We start from the raw sequence: 13,877 nt of genomic DNA, 5'->3' as shown, positions 1-13,877 counted from the left end.
GGATGCTCGGAGTATTATATGAAAAACGTTATATATGTTTATGGGATGATTTTCGATGGGCAGTTACCTTTCATTCTAGCTGGCACAGTATAAAACAAAATTTCTAGCTTGCTGTTCATATAGGAAGACAATTACAGTAAGGAGGGAAAGAAATGGGTGAAGAAAACCAACCAAATTATACGATTTCACAGGAAAACTGGTCCCTCCATCGCAAAGGATATGACGACCAACAACGCCATCAAGAGAAAGTACAAGAGGCAATTAAGAATAATTTACCCGATCTTGTAACAGAAGAAAGCATTGTTATGTCTAATGGTAAGGATGTTGTAAAAATACCGATTCGTTCTTTAGATGAATATAAGATTAGGTACAATTATGATAAAAACAAACACGTTGGGCAAGGAAATGGTGACAGCAAAGTTGGTGATGTCGTTGCGAGAGATGGATCAGGTGGTCAAAAGCAAAAAGGACCAGGAAAAGGGCAAGGAGCAGGGGATGCGGCTGGGGAAGATTATTATGAAGCTGAAGTCTCTATTTTGGAATTAGAGCAAGCATTTTTCAAAGAGTTAGAGCTGCCTAATTTAAAGAGAAAAGAAATGGATGAAAACAGGATTGAACATGTTGAATTTAATGATATTAGAAAAACGGGATTATGGGGCAACATTGATAAGAAAAGAACGATGATATCCGCATATAAACGAAATGCGATGCGTGGTAAAGCATCTTTCCATCCAATTCATCAAGAAGATTTAAAGTTCCGCACTTGGAATGAAGTATTAAAGCCAGATTCAAAAGCTGTTGTATTAGCGATGATGGATACGAGTGGATCGATGGGCATATGGGAGAAATATATGGCACGGAGCTTCTTTTTCTGGATGACGAGATTTCTACGCACAAAGTATGAAACAGTAGATATTGAATTTATTGCCCATCATACGGAGGCAAAAGTAGTTCCAGAGGAAGAGTTTTTCTCAAAAGGAGAAAGTGGTGGAACAATTTGTTCTTCTGTATACAAAAAAGCACTCGAGCTAATTGATAATAAATACTCACCAGACCGCTATAATATTTATCCATTCCATTTTTCAGACGGTGATAATTTAACATCAGATAATGCTAGATGTGTAAAACTTGTTGAAGAATTAATGAAGAAGTGTAATATGTTTGGGTATGGGGAAGTGAATCAGTTTAATACACTATCATGTGTACAATTAGAGAAAGCCTGTAAATACAGGCTTTTTTATATTTTGAAGTAAACTTGAATTTCGAATTCATTTGTTTTCCAGTCTGGATGACGATAATACGTGACTGTACTTAGTATAGTTTTTAATAATTGATTTTTCAATGTTATGTTCGTTGTTTTATAGTAAGATTCAATAACTGTTTTTAATGCTGGAATAAATTCTGTTTTATTATGTTCTTTAACTTGTTCTATTTCAATTTCTTTTTGCAGTACTTCTATATCATTTTCAATAGAGGTAATCCGTTCTACAAGATTCTTTTGTCTCTCTAAGAAAATTTCCACAGTATAAATACCTTGTTCAAGAAGGTCATGTAAATTTCCTTTTTGATTTTGCAGCTCTTTCAATTCTTTTTCTTTTGAAATTATTGCTTTCTCTTTAAATGATATAAGCTTCGAATCATCTACTTCTACCTCTTCTATTTTTTGAGCTTGGTATTCATCTACTATTTGTTGCAAGGAATATAGTAGTTTTTCTTCTACTAGATTAAATACAGATTGTTTTTGTTTACCTTTACATGCAGGATTATTACAACGTAAGTAATTATGTGGTCTATCTTTTCTAGTTTGAATTAACATTGTGTATCCACATAATTTACATTTTAAAATACCGGCTAAAGGGTTCGTTAATTCTTTAGAAGAAATGACAGCAGGTTTATGTCTACTACTATGCGCTTCATTCGCAGTATCAAATAATTCTTTAGAAACGATTGGCTCATGAGCGTTTTCATATACAATCCATTTATCTTGAGGAGTTTTCTGACGCGTATATTTCCCATTTCTTTTTTTATGTTTAAATTTGCCCCATACAATTACCCCGGTATAAACTTCATTTTTTATGATAGAGGTGATTGTAGAAGCATCCCAAGCACCTCTTTTGGTTACAGGTGGATCTACTCCTAGCTTGTCCAATTCGGCAGCAATCAGTTGTCTTCCTTTACCATCACACATTAATTCAAATATTTTTTTTACTACCCATGCCTTTTCGGGGTCCGGATATAATCTTAAGTTTTCATCTTTTAAATATCCATATGGCGGCTTTTTACCAATGTGTTTCCCTTCTTTAACGGAGTCGATTCTTCCATTCTGAAGGCGTTTCGTAATAGATTTAAGTTCTTGTCGCGATATTAAAGATTTAATACCAAAGACAAGCTCCCATGATTCGTCATCTGGATCGTACACATCAGTAGGAGTAATTATTTTGGTAGAAGAATAACGGAAGGCACGGTCAATCATTCCAGCATCTAACATGTCACCACGTCCAAGTCGATCCAAGTCAATTACTAACACGCCGTCAATTTCATTTCCGTCTAATTTACGAAGTAATTGTTGCATTTGAGGTCTTTCTTGGATGGATTCTCCAGAAGCAACCTCTTCAAATATATCGATAATATTATGATTTTCAGCTTTAGCTATGGCAAATAAACGTTTACGATGGCGTTCTAAGGCATTATAATTATTCCCTTCTTCTAACGCACGTCGTTCTTCTTCTACGTCTTTACGACTCTTTCTCAAATATATACATACATCAAGAGATTCAGGACGATACAATTTAAATCACCTCTATACAATTGTATTAAATTCACTATACACAAAAATGACATAGAAAAAAAGAATGGTAAAAGCATTCTTTTTGTCGAAATGATCATTATCTTTTATAGGTTGTCCACCCTCCAAGTGAACATATACATATTCAAAAGGGAGGGGAAGACATGGATAGTAAAACTTTTAAATCTGGACAAGTTACAATTGTCATTCACTCTAATTTAGTTCATATGACCTCTGATGAAAGACGTGAATGGTTTCAAAAAGAGCAAGAGCGAAAAAATCCAGTTCTTATGAAACTGAACGAAATTATTCATAAAATCAATAAGGAAGTTGCTCTTGGTTAATATGTATAAGTCTTTAAACGAGCAAAACTTTTTGGAATACCATGTATCTCAGCAACTTCTTGGATTGATAAATTAGTATTTTCGTAATCAAAAATCATGTCATCAGATAATAAAAGTTCAACAGCGAATGTATTTGCTTCAACTTCTAAGCGATCCACAGAGAAAAGAGTTTGATTTCTCAAAAATAGGGTGTTTGCTTTTGGATGAAGTAGCGCATGACCAAGTTCATGCGCACATACAAACCGTTGTGTAATTTCATCTATTTGATTGTTTATATGGATAAACTTCATTCTTTTATAAGTGCTATAAAATCCAAGTGTATTTCCTAGGTTTTCAAACATAACGCTGATATTTTTATGGCTAGCAATTTCGAATGGATTGGTTGTTTGGTGTTTTTCTGCGATGTATAGTACGTATTCTTTAATGTCCATATCAATTCACTCCATTCATTATTTTTTATACTTGTTTGGAGTGAATTTTTGTTTTGCCATTTTTTTAGCCATCCGCATAGATTTTTCAAGTGACATACGAATTAATTCTTTTGTATCGTCATCGATAGGTTCGCCATCAAACATTAATGCATCTTCACTATTATCTAATTGCTCTAGAGTTCTTTCTAGATCACGAGCTATATCACGTTCTTCTTTTTTGCTAAGTTGAATTTCTTCCTTCGCATCACTAAGTAAAAAGTCTACTGATACATTAAAAAAATCAGCAATTTCTAATAGGCGAGATTTTCTTGGTAACCGATCATCACTATTCTCATAATGAGTTATAGATGAACGAGGGATATTTAATTTTAAAGCCAGTTCTTCTTGAGAAAGTCCTTTCCCCTCTCTTAACTCTTTTAATTTTTTTGAAAAAGCCATTTCTATAACCCTCCTTTATGAATTATATTTTATCATTTGATGTGCGTAAAAAAAACAGTGCGTAAAACGAACTTTTGTGTTGACATGTGCGTTTTAAGAACGTATTATAGGTTTATAAGGTTCGGAAAACGAACAAAAAAGGGGACGATGAATTGAACCAAATTACTAAACTTAGGAAACAAAAGGCTATAACTCAAGAAGAACTAGCAGTTAAGGTTGGAATTACTAGAGCGTATTTATCTAATTTAGAAAACGGTAAACATAAACCGTCTTTAGATGTTGCTTTAAAAATATCAGAAGTATTAGGGAGTTCTGTAGAAAAAATTTTTAAAACGTAAGTGCGAAAAACGAACGGTAATAACGCAGAAAAGTAGGTGGAAACATGTCAGTAATCAAACAAGCATCTTCTGTTAAAGACACCAAGACAATTAAGTCCGGAAACGTAACAATAGTAATTCATTCAAACTTAGTTAATATGTCGTCAGAAGAACGAAAACATTGGTTTCAAAAAGAACAAGAAAATAAAAATCCAGTTCTTATGCGACTCAATGAAGTCATTCATAAAATCAATATGGAAGTATCCGCTAATTAATATTTTAATACCTTAACAACTTAATATGGAGGCGAACGAATATGGGAACAAGTATATATAGTAATTCATCAATAGGCGCGTTATTACAAGGAGCTAGAGAAAGTTGTGAAGATGAAACGTTAACAACGAAGAAAGGACTTGCATCGTATCTTGGAATTACATATGAACGCTTGAAAAATATTGAGGCTGGTACTTCACAAGTTCCATTTGAACTAGCGATGGATTGGTGTGATGCAACGAGGGCGCCATTAAACAAGCAGGCGATTAAACATATATACGGTGTTGGATTACCGCCTACAGATCCACGTTTGACGAGTGATGTGAACTTACAGATTATGAATTATATCAAGCAAGCTGAGGACGGCATTAAAGCAGCAAAAGAGATTATGAAATTGCAAGTCACAACAAGATCTTGGCAAATGAATGATTCAAAGAAAAAAGAATACGTGCAGCATGCTAAAGAGGTATATGACATGATACAAGCGACTCAATGTGTCATTCAAGCATTAGAGGGTGTACATCCAGGATTGCTTGAGGAAGTAAGAGGTAATTGGTTAAGAAAAGCCATTTCAGATAATGTGGTTGTTCATTCGGTTGAGAGTTTATTGAAGTTATCAAAAGTAATGTAAGGAGGAATAACAGTGACAGTGGATTATATAAACCCTAGTTTGGAAGAGTATAAAAAGTTAGTACGTCTTGATGCAAAGCTAGCAGGTGAAATTAAATTAGCGGAAACATTCGCGGAGGATGAAAACTTAGAGGAATTAAAAAGAGAGAAGAAACTAATTGGAATTCGAATCAAAATTATAGAAGCTTCATTTGTTTTAAAGCATAAATGGGTAAAAGAAAAAGCTACCGCCTAGGAAACAGTAGCCTTAACAAAAATATGATAAAGCAATTATAACATTATATAAATCATTTGGACAAGCACTGTGCTTGTCGTTATGACCAGAAAGGGATTGTTCCTCCCATCCCCTTACAATAAGCCTTTCTGGTTGTAACGATGCGTACAGCATCAATGAGTAATAGAAAGAGGTGAGACCTATGAAAACTCAATATAATCGTTTAGCTGAATTGGTTCTTCCAAAGGATCTTGAGTTTGCGAATGAGTTACATGATTGTATGGTGACTTGTGTTCATAACGTATTTAACGCTCAAACAAAAGAAGAAGCGGATCGATGGGATGAAGAATTAATTCGTTGTTCAAAAGACTTTATGGAGCTTCGTGAAGCAAAACAAGATTATGAGGCATCGAAAAGTTACCGTGTAATCATAACGGATTTTCGAGCGAGAGGAATCAATGCTTCATTAGTTACTCGAAAGAAATAAAAAAATCTATCACTTTGCAGAGTGATAGATCAATAAATGGCTTTAATAATTTTAGTTAGGATAATTATACCAAATGAGAAGCTGTATAACAATGGAGTGTGTTGCATGCTTTTAGACAAATCATTACATAGAGTGTTGCTGAATCCTAAACTTCTTCAGCAATCGACATCAGAGCAGCACCTTATCTACTTAGTAAAGCAATATCTCAAAACAGGATATAAGAATTATCGCTTATTACGTGTAGAGGACGGATTCGCGATATGTAAACGGGAGGATGAATAATATGGCGGTTTATAGACAAGTACAAGTTTCTTTTTGGCAGGATGCAAAAGTTATTGAGGAAATGACTCCAGAAGATAAGTTGTTTAATCTGTATCTTTTAACTAATCCACGTACTACACAAATAGGAGTTTACCAAATTACGAAAAAGCAAATGGCTTTTGATTTAGGTTACTCAATGGAAAGTGTTAATGCGCTATTAGATCGATTTGAAAAGCATCACAAATTAGTTAAGTATAATCCAGAAACACGAGAGCTAGCCATTATTAATTGGGGGAAATACAACCTCAATAGAGGTGGGAAGCCAGTAGAAGATTGTATTCGTAAAGAACTAGATGGAGTAGGAGATACTAGCCTAGTAGCTTTAGTAGCAGCAAAAGTTAAAAACGATAAAATTCGTGCTATTTTTGAAGAATTTCTTCATGCTAACGATACGTCCGACGATACGTCAACGACAGGTGGACAAGAAGAAGAAAAAGAAGAAGAAAAAGAAGAACAACAACAAGAAGAACGCACAAGCGCGGAAGAAGTTGTTGCGGTTAATCCAATTACTTTTTACGAGCAGAACTTTGGATTCATTACACCTTATATCGCAGATGGTATTCACGGATGGATAGATGATTTAAATGCAGAGCTTGTTGTAAAAGCTATGGAAATTGCTTTAGAGAAAAACACTAGAAATATGAATTACGTAAATACGATTTTAAGAGATTGGCATCTTAAAGGCTTAAAAACAGTAGCAGACGTTGAAACCGCTGATAAAGAATTTCGTGCTCAACGATATGCAAAAGCACAACAGTCGTCACAAGTACCTTACCAACAAAAAGGCTTATCGGAATCTACTAAAAACGTGATACAACAGCAAGAATCATGGGAACAAAACATTCCAACGGATGAAGAACTTGCAGCACTTAATCAACAGAATGGATGGTTGATTCAATGAGTAACGATATGATTCGTAACGTAGAAGCTGAACAAAGTGTTTTAGGTAGCATTATTCAAGAAGGCGATTTAATTAAAGATTGCCAGCTAAAAGCAAAACAGTTTTCTTTACCAACACATCAAGTGATTTTTAAAGCGATGAGAGAGCTAGAGGATGCTGAGGCTCCGATAGATCTTGTTGCTCTCATTGGAAAATTCGATGAAGGATTTATGCATCAAATTGGCGGGATTGAATTCTTTGTAAATCTAACAGAAGTTGTAACCACAACTAAAAACTTTTCATATCACGAAGGGCTGGTGATTGAAGCTTGGAAGATGAGACATGCTCAAGAGGTTGCTGGTAACTTATATAACCGTCTTCAGCAAGATAAAGATATGAGCGCAATTAGTACTTCGATTGATGAACTAAGCGCCATTGAAGAAACAGGTTATTCAGATGAATTTAATTTAAAAGAAACACTTGTGGATCTGTATAAGGAAATGCAAGTTGATGTAGGTGATTTAACTGGTATACCAACTGGTTACGATGATTTAAATAGAATGACGGCTGGATTACAAGAAGGTGATTTAATCATTGTTGGCGCTCGACCTTCAATGGGGAAAACAGCATTTGTATTAAACGTCGCTTTTCATGCAGCCAGTGCCCATACAGCAACAGGGGTATTTTCGCTAGAGATGGGAGAAAAGCAATTAATTAAGCGAATGATCTCAAGTACTGGAAATGTAGATGCTACGAAATTGAAGAATCCTAAAAAGCTTTGCAATTTAAAGGATTGGGAGAAGATTAGTCAGGCGATGGGATTGATAAATGACTTGCCATTAGAAATTTACGATAAAGCAAATGTCACGATGCAAGAGATTTACGCTAAAACTAGGAAGCTAAAGCGTAAGCACCCTGATAAAAAAGTTTTAATCGCAATTGATTATTTACAGCTTATTGTAGGTGATCCCAAGCATAAAGGAAATCGCATGCAAGAAATTGGAGAAATTAGCCGCAAGTTAAAACTTATGGCCCGAGAGCTAAACGTATGCGTGGTTGCATTATCGCAGTTAAGTCGTGCTGTTGAGAGCAGGCAGGATAAAAGGCCCTTACTCTCAGACTTACGTGAAAATGGACAAATTGAGCAAGATGCGGACTTAATCGCGTTCTTATATCGTGAAGATTACTATGACCGTGAAACCGAAAATAAAAACATTACAGAAATCATTTTAGCAAAACAGAGAAATGGTCCAGTAGGTGTTGTGGAATTAGCATTCATTAAAGAATTTAGTAAGTTTGTAGGCTTAGAACGAAAGTTTGATAGACAACAGGAGGCTTAATAATGCTATTACGTCAGGAAGTAGAGCGAAGAAAGTTAGCAATTATTCGTAAATTATTAGACCTTGGATTATCAGAAATTAATGGCCAGACATTAGATCAACTAACATTAACACAGCTAGAGGGAATATTAATCGCAAGCTTGCAAGTATTGGAGAGAAGCAATGGTGCCCAAGCAACTAACAATCTTTGATGTGGAATCAGTCGTATCATTTGATCCTAAGAAAGCGCATATTCATCGCGTGAACTCAAAACTACGGTATGCAGATGTAGTTGTGCAAATACCACGTCAAGCTAAAGCAATTGAGGAATTAAAACCGACGACAGCACCCGATGAACGCTATGAGTTATTTGAAGAGTATGCGATTGGAATTTGGCGTTATAAACGAGCGGAGGATAAACAATTTGTATGGGAAGAAGCTGAAGAAATTTGTAAGCGGGCAAGAGATGAAAAAGAGCCGATTCCAATTCGGCTCCATCTATCATCGGAACAATCATTTGTTCCAGAAAATGTTTTGCAATATTTATAGACAAATAAAAAAAGCTGAGATCACTCTCAACTTACTCGACAAAGTAATTATAACACATTTGGGAGTGGTTTCGGTGGCAATTATCAAAGAAAATATTGCGGAAATGACAGCTGAAATAGATTTAAAAACGAATGGTATTTACATCGTTAAAAATGGTCAAGTTCAATTAATCCAACCACCTCAAGGTGGATTTGGTGAACAATCATTTACTTATAAAGACGGAAAAGTAATTCGCATGGACGAAAGAAAAACTCAGTTAATTTAATATACGATTAAAAATCTTGTGAGAAATGAGGGGCTATAGAAATGGAAGAAAAACAAACTGAAAAAATAAAGACACATATAAAAATATCGATACCTATAGGTGACGATGAATCTATAAAAGAAGAAATTCAAAGGTGCCTTAGAGAAACTCAAGACATTTCTCAAATAGAAATAGAACGTCTTGAGTTTGAAATTGAACTTCACAAAAAGTATGTAAGTTATTCAAGATAACTTAGATGAAATGTTTGATTATAGATTGAGCAACATTCTGCATGGTATTAGCGGTGTCGTTAAGGTGAGAATGCTTAACAGTTGTATAAACTAAATCTTGAGAATATCCGAAATTAATAGTATGGGATTCTTCAAATAAATTGTTATTAAAGTCCTCGTATGTAATTTTTACATTAACTATATCATCCATTTCGGACGGTACGGCAGTCATAAATTTTTGGTTTGGTGCTATGAGGCTATTAGTGATTGAGTCAATCGTGCCATTACGCCCAAGATCTGGCAAACTCTTATTAAACTCAATATTAATAATTCGTGCACCTGATTTGCCGAAATTTTTAATAATAAAGTATTTCGCTTGAAAACCTGTATCAATTGCAGATACAAAACATGTGACATAAGGTCGATTTGCCTCTTCGATAGATTTTCGAGTTAACTTTAATGATTTTAATGCTATAAAAATGGATGTAATAGCGACAAGTGTTGAAACGATTATTCCAGATATTTGTATCCAATCTGAAATCTTCATAAGTATCACCTCCTCTCTATGGGGAATTATACCAGGATTTAGTAGAGAAGCTAGTCACAAGTGTACTGATGTGAAGTAAGACCAAATTTGAATTTTATTAAGAAATGGGGAATGAGAAATGGCTATTGAAGCACATAAATGTAACGTTAAAGGATGTAATGGTCTTGTAGTTTTTGAAAATGCTGATTTTGATTTGCAAAATCCTGACACAATTAAAGGAGTTTATGCACTTGATGATCCTACTTGTAACGTTTGCGGAAAAGAATTTTTAGTAGTACCTAGCTATTCTGTCATTGATCTTGATGTAGAAACACAAGAATTTGAAGAAATTGAACCAGCTTGTATTACTGAATGGCAGAATCAAAAATTTTAACCAAAGCGTTATTTGAATAGAAAATGGCAGGTAATTGACTAAGTTACCTGCCGCGATCCAAAACAGTCCGGAGGAACAAGCTCCGTTTTAAAAGAGTGTAGTCATGGGAAGTTGACTTGTAGATAGTATGTGTAATGTGGAAAAGAATATTCGTAAAGGGGAATGAAAAATGAATACAGTTACTATTAAATTCGGTCAAGGTACAGAAGCTTGGAAGGATATGCAAGAAGTAGTTAAAGCTCTACATGATAAAGGATATATTGCTCAGCCTTACGAGGATATTGGAACGGTAAAACTAACTAAGAAAATCAATGACGAATTAGTGGATAAGAAACAGCAATTTAATTGTGATATTTGCTTTTTAAATAAGGATATTGAAGAAAAGTCTATATATCAATTTGATGAAGGTGGCGACATTGTAGCATGTGTAGATTGTGAGAAAAAAGCATTTGAACAGTCAAAAAACCAAACAAAATAGTTATTCGAATAGAAAAGGAGAATGAAAAATGAAAAGACTAGAACATGATTTGCTAACGAGAAAGTACACTGAGGTATTTCACGAAGAGGAGTTTACAAACAATGCTCCACATCACTTTGAAGTTTATGCTAACACTGGAATCGTTATGTACAATCCTAATAACGTCGAGAACGATAATCCATTACCTTTAAAGGTTGGAGAGGTTAATTTTCAAGAAGGACCAATCCAAGAAGCTGGTATTAACGGTGTAATGAATGAGGATCTTATCGCTATGGTTATTTGTCGCCTTGAACATTTCAACCAAACAGATTTCCGTTGTAGAGAGAACTCAATGGCAATCACTAAGCTAGAAGAGGCGTTACTGTGGCTTAGAAAACGAACTGTGGGTAGGGAAAAAAGAGGCGTAGAAGGTACGCATACTAAATAAACAACTGAACAAAATCCTTATTGTAATAGATTTTGACTTTTATAGAAAAGTAGGTGTTCATGTGCGTGAGAAGTTTGTAGTAAAGCCGTCTGAAATCCCTAATGAAATTACTATTGTATTGAGTGAAAAAGACAAGTGCTTATTCGCTCAAATGTTGACGGATTTCATGATTAGTGCAGAAGATGCAGGAAGTAATTATAGGAATATATACAGAAAAGGATTGAAGATGGTTTATAACAAGTATTATCCAGAAGATAAAGTCTATTAAACATAACAAAAGTGTTATTTGAATAGAAAGCGAGGTGATTGAAATTTGAGCTTATTCAAAGAGAGACTAAAAGAACTATGTTTGATGATAATTGCCTTCGTGATTTTATGTGTAATAGGTTTGACTTTTGTCTCGCCATTATTCATTTTGGATTCGATTCATGAGGGATGGGGTGGACTAGCTTATATGGTTATTATTTTAAGTCTAGTTGCAATTTCCATTATATATAATGCTTGTAAATTTATTTATTGGCTATTAATAGAGCCGTTTAAAAATATGCGAAATAAAACAAAATAGTTATTCGAATAAGAAAAGAGGAGCGGCGATGAAGAAACAAAGATGGAGAAAAACAAAAGTTAAAACTTGTTACTTATGTGACAAGAAATTAAATATAAACCAGATCCGAGGCATAAATGATTGGAGTTATAAAAACAAAATTTTGTATTGGTGTGAGGATTGCGTAGAGTATTAAAACAAAATTCTTATTGTATGACCAAAAATAAAAGAACCCGTTTGCTATAAACGGATTCTTCTCTCAAGGTCTGCAAGAAATTCAAGGTAACTGGACCAGAGCACCATATTGAATTTCTTATGATATTAATGTATTCAAAGAAATCTAAAAGATGAATGGGAATTAAATAAAATCTTTATTTAAATAAAAAGAGCGCTAATCGAGAGCGCTCCTTATACCTCATTATAACGACAGTGACGAACTCACATTATTTAGAAAGGCACTATTATTGTATGTCAAAGTATGAGAGTAGTGAATGGATTTAGACAAAATCGGTATTTGAATAGAAAAAGAGATAGGGTTCACAACCCCATCTCTTCCAACAGAGATAAGTGCAGTTTTGCTTCTTCGCAATTTGGATTAATACAGTAATGAATAAACGAATGTTCATCGTGTTGTATGAGAGGTTGATCACAAGATACACATGTATATAGTGAGAGCATTTTATATACCTCCTTACAAATTATGGATTAATTTTAACATAGTTTTAGCTGGTTGAGGAGTAAGAAAAAATCGTTATTTAAATAAAAGAAACCCCGTTTGTCCGCGGGGTTCCTAAGGGTAATTGTCAAGTAATGACGTACTCAACTAAATAACCATATCATGAATTTTTTTGTAAAAACACTGGTAAATGTGTCCAAAAAAATGAGGGCATCATTTTCAACAAAAACGCTATTTTGTCGAAATCTTTTTGAATAAAGTTACCAAAATCAATTGATAATAATTTCGATGCGGAATAAAATTGAATAAAGTAACTTCATTCAAAGGAGAGGTCGTTATGAACAATTTAGAAAAAATGACAAAGGAAGAATTAAAATCATTATTTATTAATCATCTAGAAAAAATTGGTGATTTAGTTAAATGGAGTAATGAAAACGGAGCTGAGGTATTATTTGGAGATTTGATACTGGAGTCTTCTTATATAAAAAATCTTTTTCTTGGGAATCCATATAATGATATGCATAAGCATATGGAAAAAAAACACTATTTAAACGAGATTCAAGGATATGAAGAATTAATAAATAAACTTCAAGATTTGAAAGATAAATATGAAAAAGGTCACTTAAATCAATATAAAGGTAGTAACCTTAATCAAACTAATAGAGAGAATGAAAATGGTAACTCGAATCAAAAAAATGAAGGTAACGCATTAGAAAAAGATAAGAGTAACCAAATTCAAAGTAAACGTGGTGGTAAACGAGAAGGTGCTGGTCGTAAAGGGTTTGGAATTACGAAAAAAGTATCAGTAACATTACCTTCTGAAGTGTGGAGAGAAATTGAAGAGTTATGTGAAAAAGGTAACCTTAATCAATCTAAAGTTCTTCGAGAGTTAATTCAAAAAGGTTTATTGAATGATAGAGATTAATATAAAAATTTCATTTTGTTGAAAAGGGGAATGGATATGGAAAAGTGGCCTGAAGAAAGAATTGAAGCTTATAAAAGATATGTGACAAATGAAGATAAAAACATTGAATTGTTTGAACGCCAATTGGAATACAAACAAAAAGAAATTCAATGCTTACAGAGAGCAATTAAAAGAGCTTCACAAAGAAGAGAGTCAGATGCTTTAGAATTGCGTAATCAAGGGTGGGAATTAACAGAACAAGGCTGGAATAATACGAAATAAAAGAGCAGCTAGCAAAAGCTAACTGCTCCTTTTGACAAAAGATTCCGGGCTGCCAACACTGTTAAGAAAGCAGCTTATAGATAGTATGCACAAAGTTGTGCTAATTATTCAAATGAATAAAGGACAGTTAGCGAAAACTAACTGTCCAACCCTTAAAGAAAGGGAGGAATTAATGGGTATATAA

The 13,877-nt window shown here is 34.1% G+C and carries 24 protein-coding genes; 20 read left to right on the top strand and 4 right to left on the bottom strand.

Features of this window, described 5'->3' with window-relative positions; all coding sequences use genetic code 11:
- Window positions 1-152 precede the first annotated feature (152 nt).
- On the top strand, window positions 153-1,253 hold the full coding sequence (gene yhbH, locus PQF83_RS22070) for a sporulation protein YhbH (protein WP_000503508.1): 1,101 nt from the start codon (window positions 153-155) through the stop codon (window positions 1,251-1,253).
- On the opposite strand, the gene PQF83_RS22065 is transcribed toward yhbH, so the two are convergent.
- Window positions 1,238-2,788: a recombinase family protein gene (locus PQF83_RS22065; protein ID WP_000286209.1), complete on the bottom strand. Its 1,551-nt coding sequence runs from the start codon at window positions 2,786-2,788 to the stop codon at window positions 1,238-1,240. The genes yhbH and PQF83_RS22065 overlap by 16 nt on opposite strands.
- Window positions 2,789-2,949: 161 nt before the next feature.
- On the opposite strand from PQF83_RS22065, the gene PQF83_RS22060 reads away from it, so the two are divergent.
- Window positions 2,950-3,129 carry a hypothetical protein gene (locus PQF83_RS22060; RefSeq protein WP_000377559.1) on the top strand — a complete coding sequence of 60 codons (180 nt, stop codon included), beginning with the start codon at window positions 2,950-2,952 and terminating at the stop codon, window positions 3,127-3,129.
- Here the strand turns inward: PQF83_RS22060 and PQF83_RS22055 are convergent.
- Together PQF83_RS22055 and PQF83_RS22050 are read right to left on the bottom strand one after the other, a co-directional pair.
- A complete protein-coding gene (locus PQF83_RS22055) occupies window positions 3,126-3,560 on the bottom strand; it encodes an ImmA/IrrE family metallo-endopeptidase (RefSeq protein WP_272792344.1) in 435 nt (144 codons plus the stop codon). The two genes, PQF83_RS22060 and PQF83_RS22055, sit on opposite strands and share 4 nt — an antisense overlap.
- Window positions 3,561-3,578: 18 nt before the next feature.
- Window positions 3,579-3,998: a helix-turn-helix domain-containing protein gene (locus PQF83_RS22050; protein WP_000885768.1), complete on the bottom strand. Its 420-nt coding sequence runs from the start codon at window positions 3,996-3,998 to the stop codon at window positions 3,579-3,581.
- Between the two features lie 152 nt (window positions 3,999-4,150).
- Here PQF83_RS22050 and PQF83_RS22045 point away from each other — a divergent pair, with 152 nt between their 5' ends.
- The 11 genes from PQF83_RS22045 (at window position 4,151) to PQF83_RS21995 (ending at window position 9,483) form a co-directional block, all read left to right on the top strand.
- Window positions 4,151-4,336: a helix-turn-helix transcriptional regulator gene (locus PQF83_RS22045; RefSeq protein ID WP_001071960.1), complete on the top strand. Its 186-nt coding sequence runs from the start codon at window positions 4,151-4,153 to the stop codon at window positions 4,334-4,336.
- A gap of 44 nt (window positions 4,337-4,380) precedes the next feature.
- Window positions 4,381-4,590 (top strand): hypothetical protein, encoded by a 210-nt coding sequence (locus tag PQF83_RS22040; RefSeq protein ID WP_000111277.1) that lies wholly within the window; start codon window positions 4,381-4,383, stop codon window positions 4,588-4,590.
- A 41-nt stretch (window positions 4,591-4,631) separates the two neighbouring features.
- Complete coding sequence (locus PQF83_RS22035; RefSeq protein ID WP_000537287.1) at window positions 4,632-5,219, top strand: hypothetical protein; 588 nt, start codon at window positions 4,632-4,634, stop codon at window positions 5,217-5,219.
- 12 nt (window positions 5,220-5,231) lie between these two features.
- The gene (locus tag PQF83_RS22030) at window positions 5,232-5,453 is read left to right on the top strand and encodes a hypothetical protein (protein WP_000215307.1); all 222 of its coding nucleotides are present in this window, start codon (window positions 5,232-5,234) and stop codon (window positions 5,451-5,453) included.
- A gap of 181 nt (window positions 5,454-5,634) precedes the next feature.
- A complete protein-coding gene (locus tag PQF83_RS22025) occupies window positions 5,635-5,919 on the top strand; it encodes a hypothetical protein (RefSeq protein ID WP_000857128.1) in 285 nt (94 codons plus the stop codon).
- A 283-nt stretch (window positions 5,920-6,202) separates the two neighbouring features.
- Window positions 6,203-7,141 (top strand): DnaD domain-containing protein, encoded by a 939-nt coding sequence (locus PQF83_RS22020; protein ID WP_000312162.1) that lies wholly within the window; start codon window positions 6,203-6,205, stop codon window positions 7,139-7,141.
- Window positions 7,138-8,460 carry a replicative DNA helicase gene (gene dnaB / locus PQF83_RS22015; RefSeq protein ID WP_000063899.1) on the top strand — a complete coding sequence of 441 codons (1,323 nt, stop codon included), beginning with the start codon at window positions 7,138-7,140 and terminating at the stop codon, window positions 8,458-8,460. Before PQF83_RS22020 ends, dnaB begins: the two co-directional genes overlap by 4 nt.
- A 2-nt stretch (window positions 8,461-8,462) precedes the next feature.
- A complete protein-coding gene (locus tag PQF83_RS22010; protein WP_000926793.1) occupies window positions 8,463-8,651 on the top strand; it encodes a hypothetical protein in 189 nt (62 codons plus the stop codon).
- On the top strand, window positions 8,626-8,988 hold the full coding sequence (locus PQF83_RS22005; protein WP_001126008.1) for a hypothetical protein: 363 nt from the start codon (window positions 8,626-8,628) through the stop codon (window positions 8,986-8,988). The genes PQF83_RS22010 and PQF83_RS22005 overlap by 26 nt, the downstream gene beginning before the upstream one ends.
- Before the next feature lie 73 nt (window positions 8,989-9,061).
- Window positions 9,062-9,253 carry a DUF3954 domain-containing protein gene (locus tag PQF83_RS22000; RefSeq protein WP_000974685.1) on the top strand — a complete coding sequence of 64 codons (192 nt, stop codon included), beginning with the start codon at window positions 9,062-9,064 and terminating at the stop codon, window positions 9,251-9,253.
- Window positions 9,254-9,294: 41 nt separating this feature from the next.
- On the top strand, window positions 9,295-9,483 hold the full coding sequence (locus tag PQF83_RS21995; RefSeq protein ID WP_000391590.1) for a hypothetical protein: 189 nt from the start codon (window positions 9,295-9,297) through the stop codon (window positions 9,481-9,483).
- 1 nt (window position 9,484) lies between these two features.
- Here the strand turns inward: PQF83_RS21995 and PQF83_RS21990 are convergent, their stop codons facing one another.
- Window positions 9,485-10,009 carry a hypothetical protein gene (locus PQF83_RS21990; protein WP_000703029.1) on the bottom strand — a complete coding sequence of 175 codons (525 nt, stop codon included), beginning with the start codon at window positions 10,007-10,009 and terminating at the stop codon, window positions 9,485-9,487.
- A 118-nt stretch (window positions 10,010-10,127) separates the two neighbouring features.
- On the opposite strand from PQF83_RS21990, the gene PQF83_RS21985 reads away from it, so the two are divergent.
- The 7 genes from PQF83_RS21985 to PQF83_RS21955 all read left to right on the top strand — a co-directional run bounded on the left by PQF83_RS21985 (window position 10,128) and on the right by PQF83_RS21955 (window position 13,693).
- Complete coding sequence (locus PQF83_RS21985; RefSeq protein ID WP_000963458.1) at window positions 10,128-10,382, top strand: hypothetical protein; 255 nt, start codon at window positions 10,128-10,130, stop codon at window positions 10,380-10,382.
- Window positions 10,383-10,551: 169 nt separating this feature from the next.
- The gene (locus tag PQF83_RS21980) at window positions 10,552-10,860 is read left to right on the top strand and encodes a hypothetical protein (RefSeq protein WP_001099201.1); all 309 of its coding nucleotides are present in this window, start codon (window positions 10,552-10,554) and stop codon (window positions 10,858-10,860) included.
- A gap of 28 nt (window positions 10,861-10,888) precedes the next feature.
- The gene (locus PQF83_RS21975) at window positions 10,889-11,287 is read left to right on the top strand and encodes a hypothetical protein (RefSeq protein WP_000824917.1); all 399 of its coding nucleotides are present in this window, start codon (window positions 10,889-10,891) and stop codon (window positions 11,285-11,287) included.
- A gap of 61 nt (window positions 11,288-11,348) precedes the next feature.
- Window positions 11,349-11,555, top strand: coding sequence for a hypothetical protein (locus PQF83_RS21970; protein ID WP_061129010.1), 207 nt, complete (start codon window positions 11,349-11,351; stop codon window positions 11,553-11,555).
- A gap of 45 nt (window positions 11,556-11,600) precedes the next feature.
- Complete coding sequence (locus tag PQF83_RS21965; protein WP_061129009.1) at window positions 11,601-11,852, top strand: hypothetical protein; 252 nt, start codon at window positions 11,601-11,603, stop codon at window positions 11,850-11,852.
- Between the two features lie 992 nt (window positions 11,853-12,844).
- Entirely contained in the window at window positions 12,845-13,432 is a 588-nt protein-coding gene (locus tag PQF83_RS21960; RefSeq protein WP_272792343.1) for a ribbon-helix-helix domain-containing protein, read from the top strand.
- A 36-nt stretch (window positions 13,433-13,468) separates the two neighbouring features.
- Window positions 13,469-13,693: a hypothetical protein gene (locus PQF83_RS21955; RefSeq protein WP_000417046.1), complete on the top strand. Its 225-nt coding sequence runs from the start codon at window positions 13,469-13,471 to the stop codon at window positions 13,691-13,693.
- Window positions 13,694-13,877: the final 184 nt, after the last annotated feature.

The sequence above is a fragment of the Bacillus sp. FF-1 genome, from assembly GCF_028548245.1.
Taxonomy (GTDB): Bacteria; Bacillota; Bacilli; order Bacillales; family Bacillaceae_G; genus Bacillus_A; species Bacillus_A paranthracis.
The sequence above is the reverse complement of the archived record's forward strand: the minus strand, read 5'-3'. Positions and strand labels throughout refer to the sequence as shown.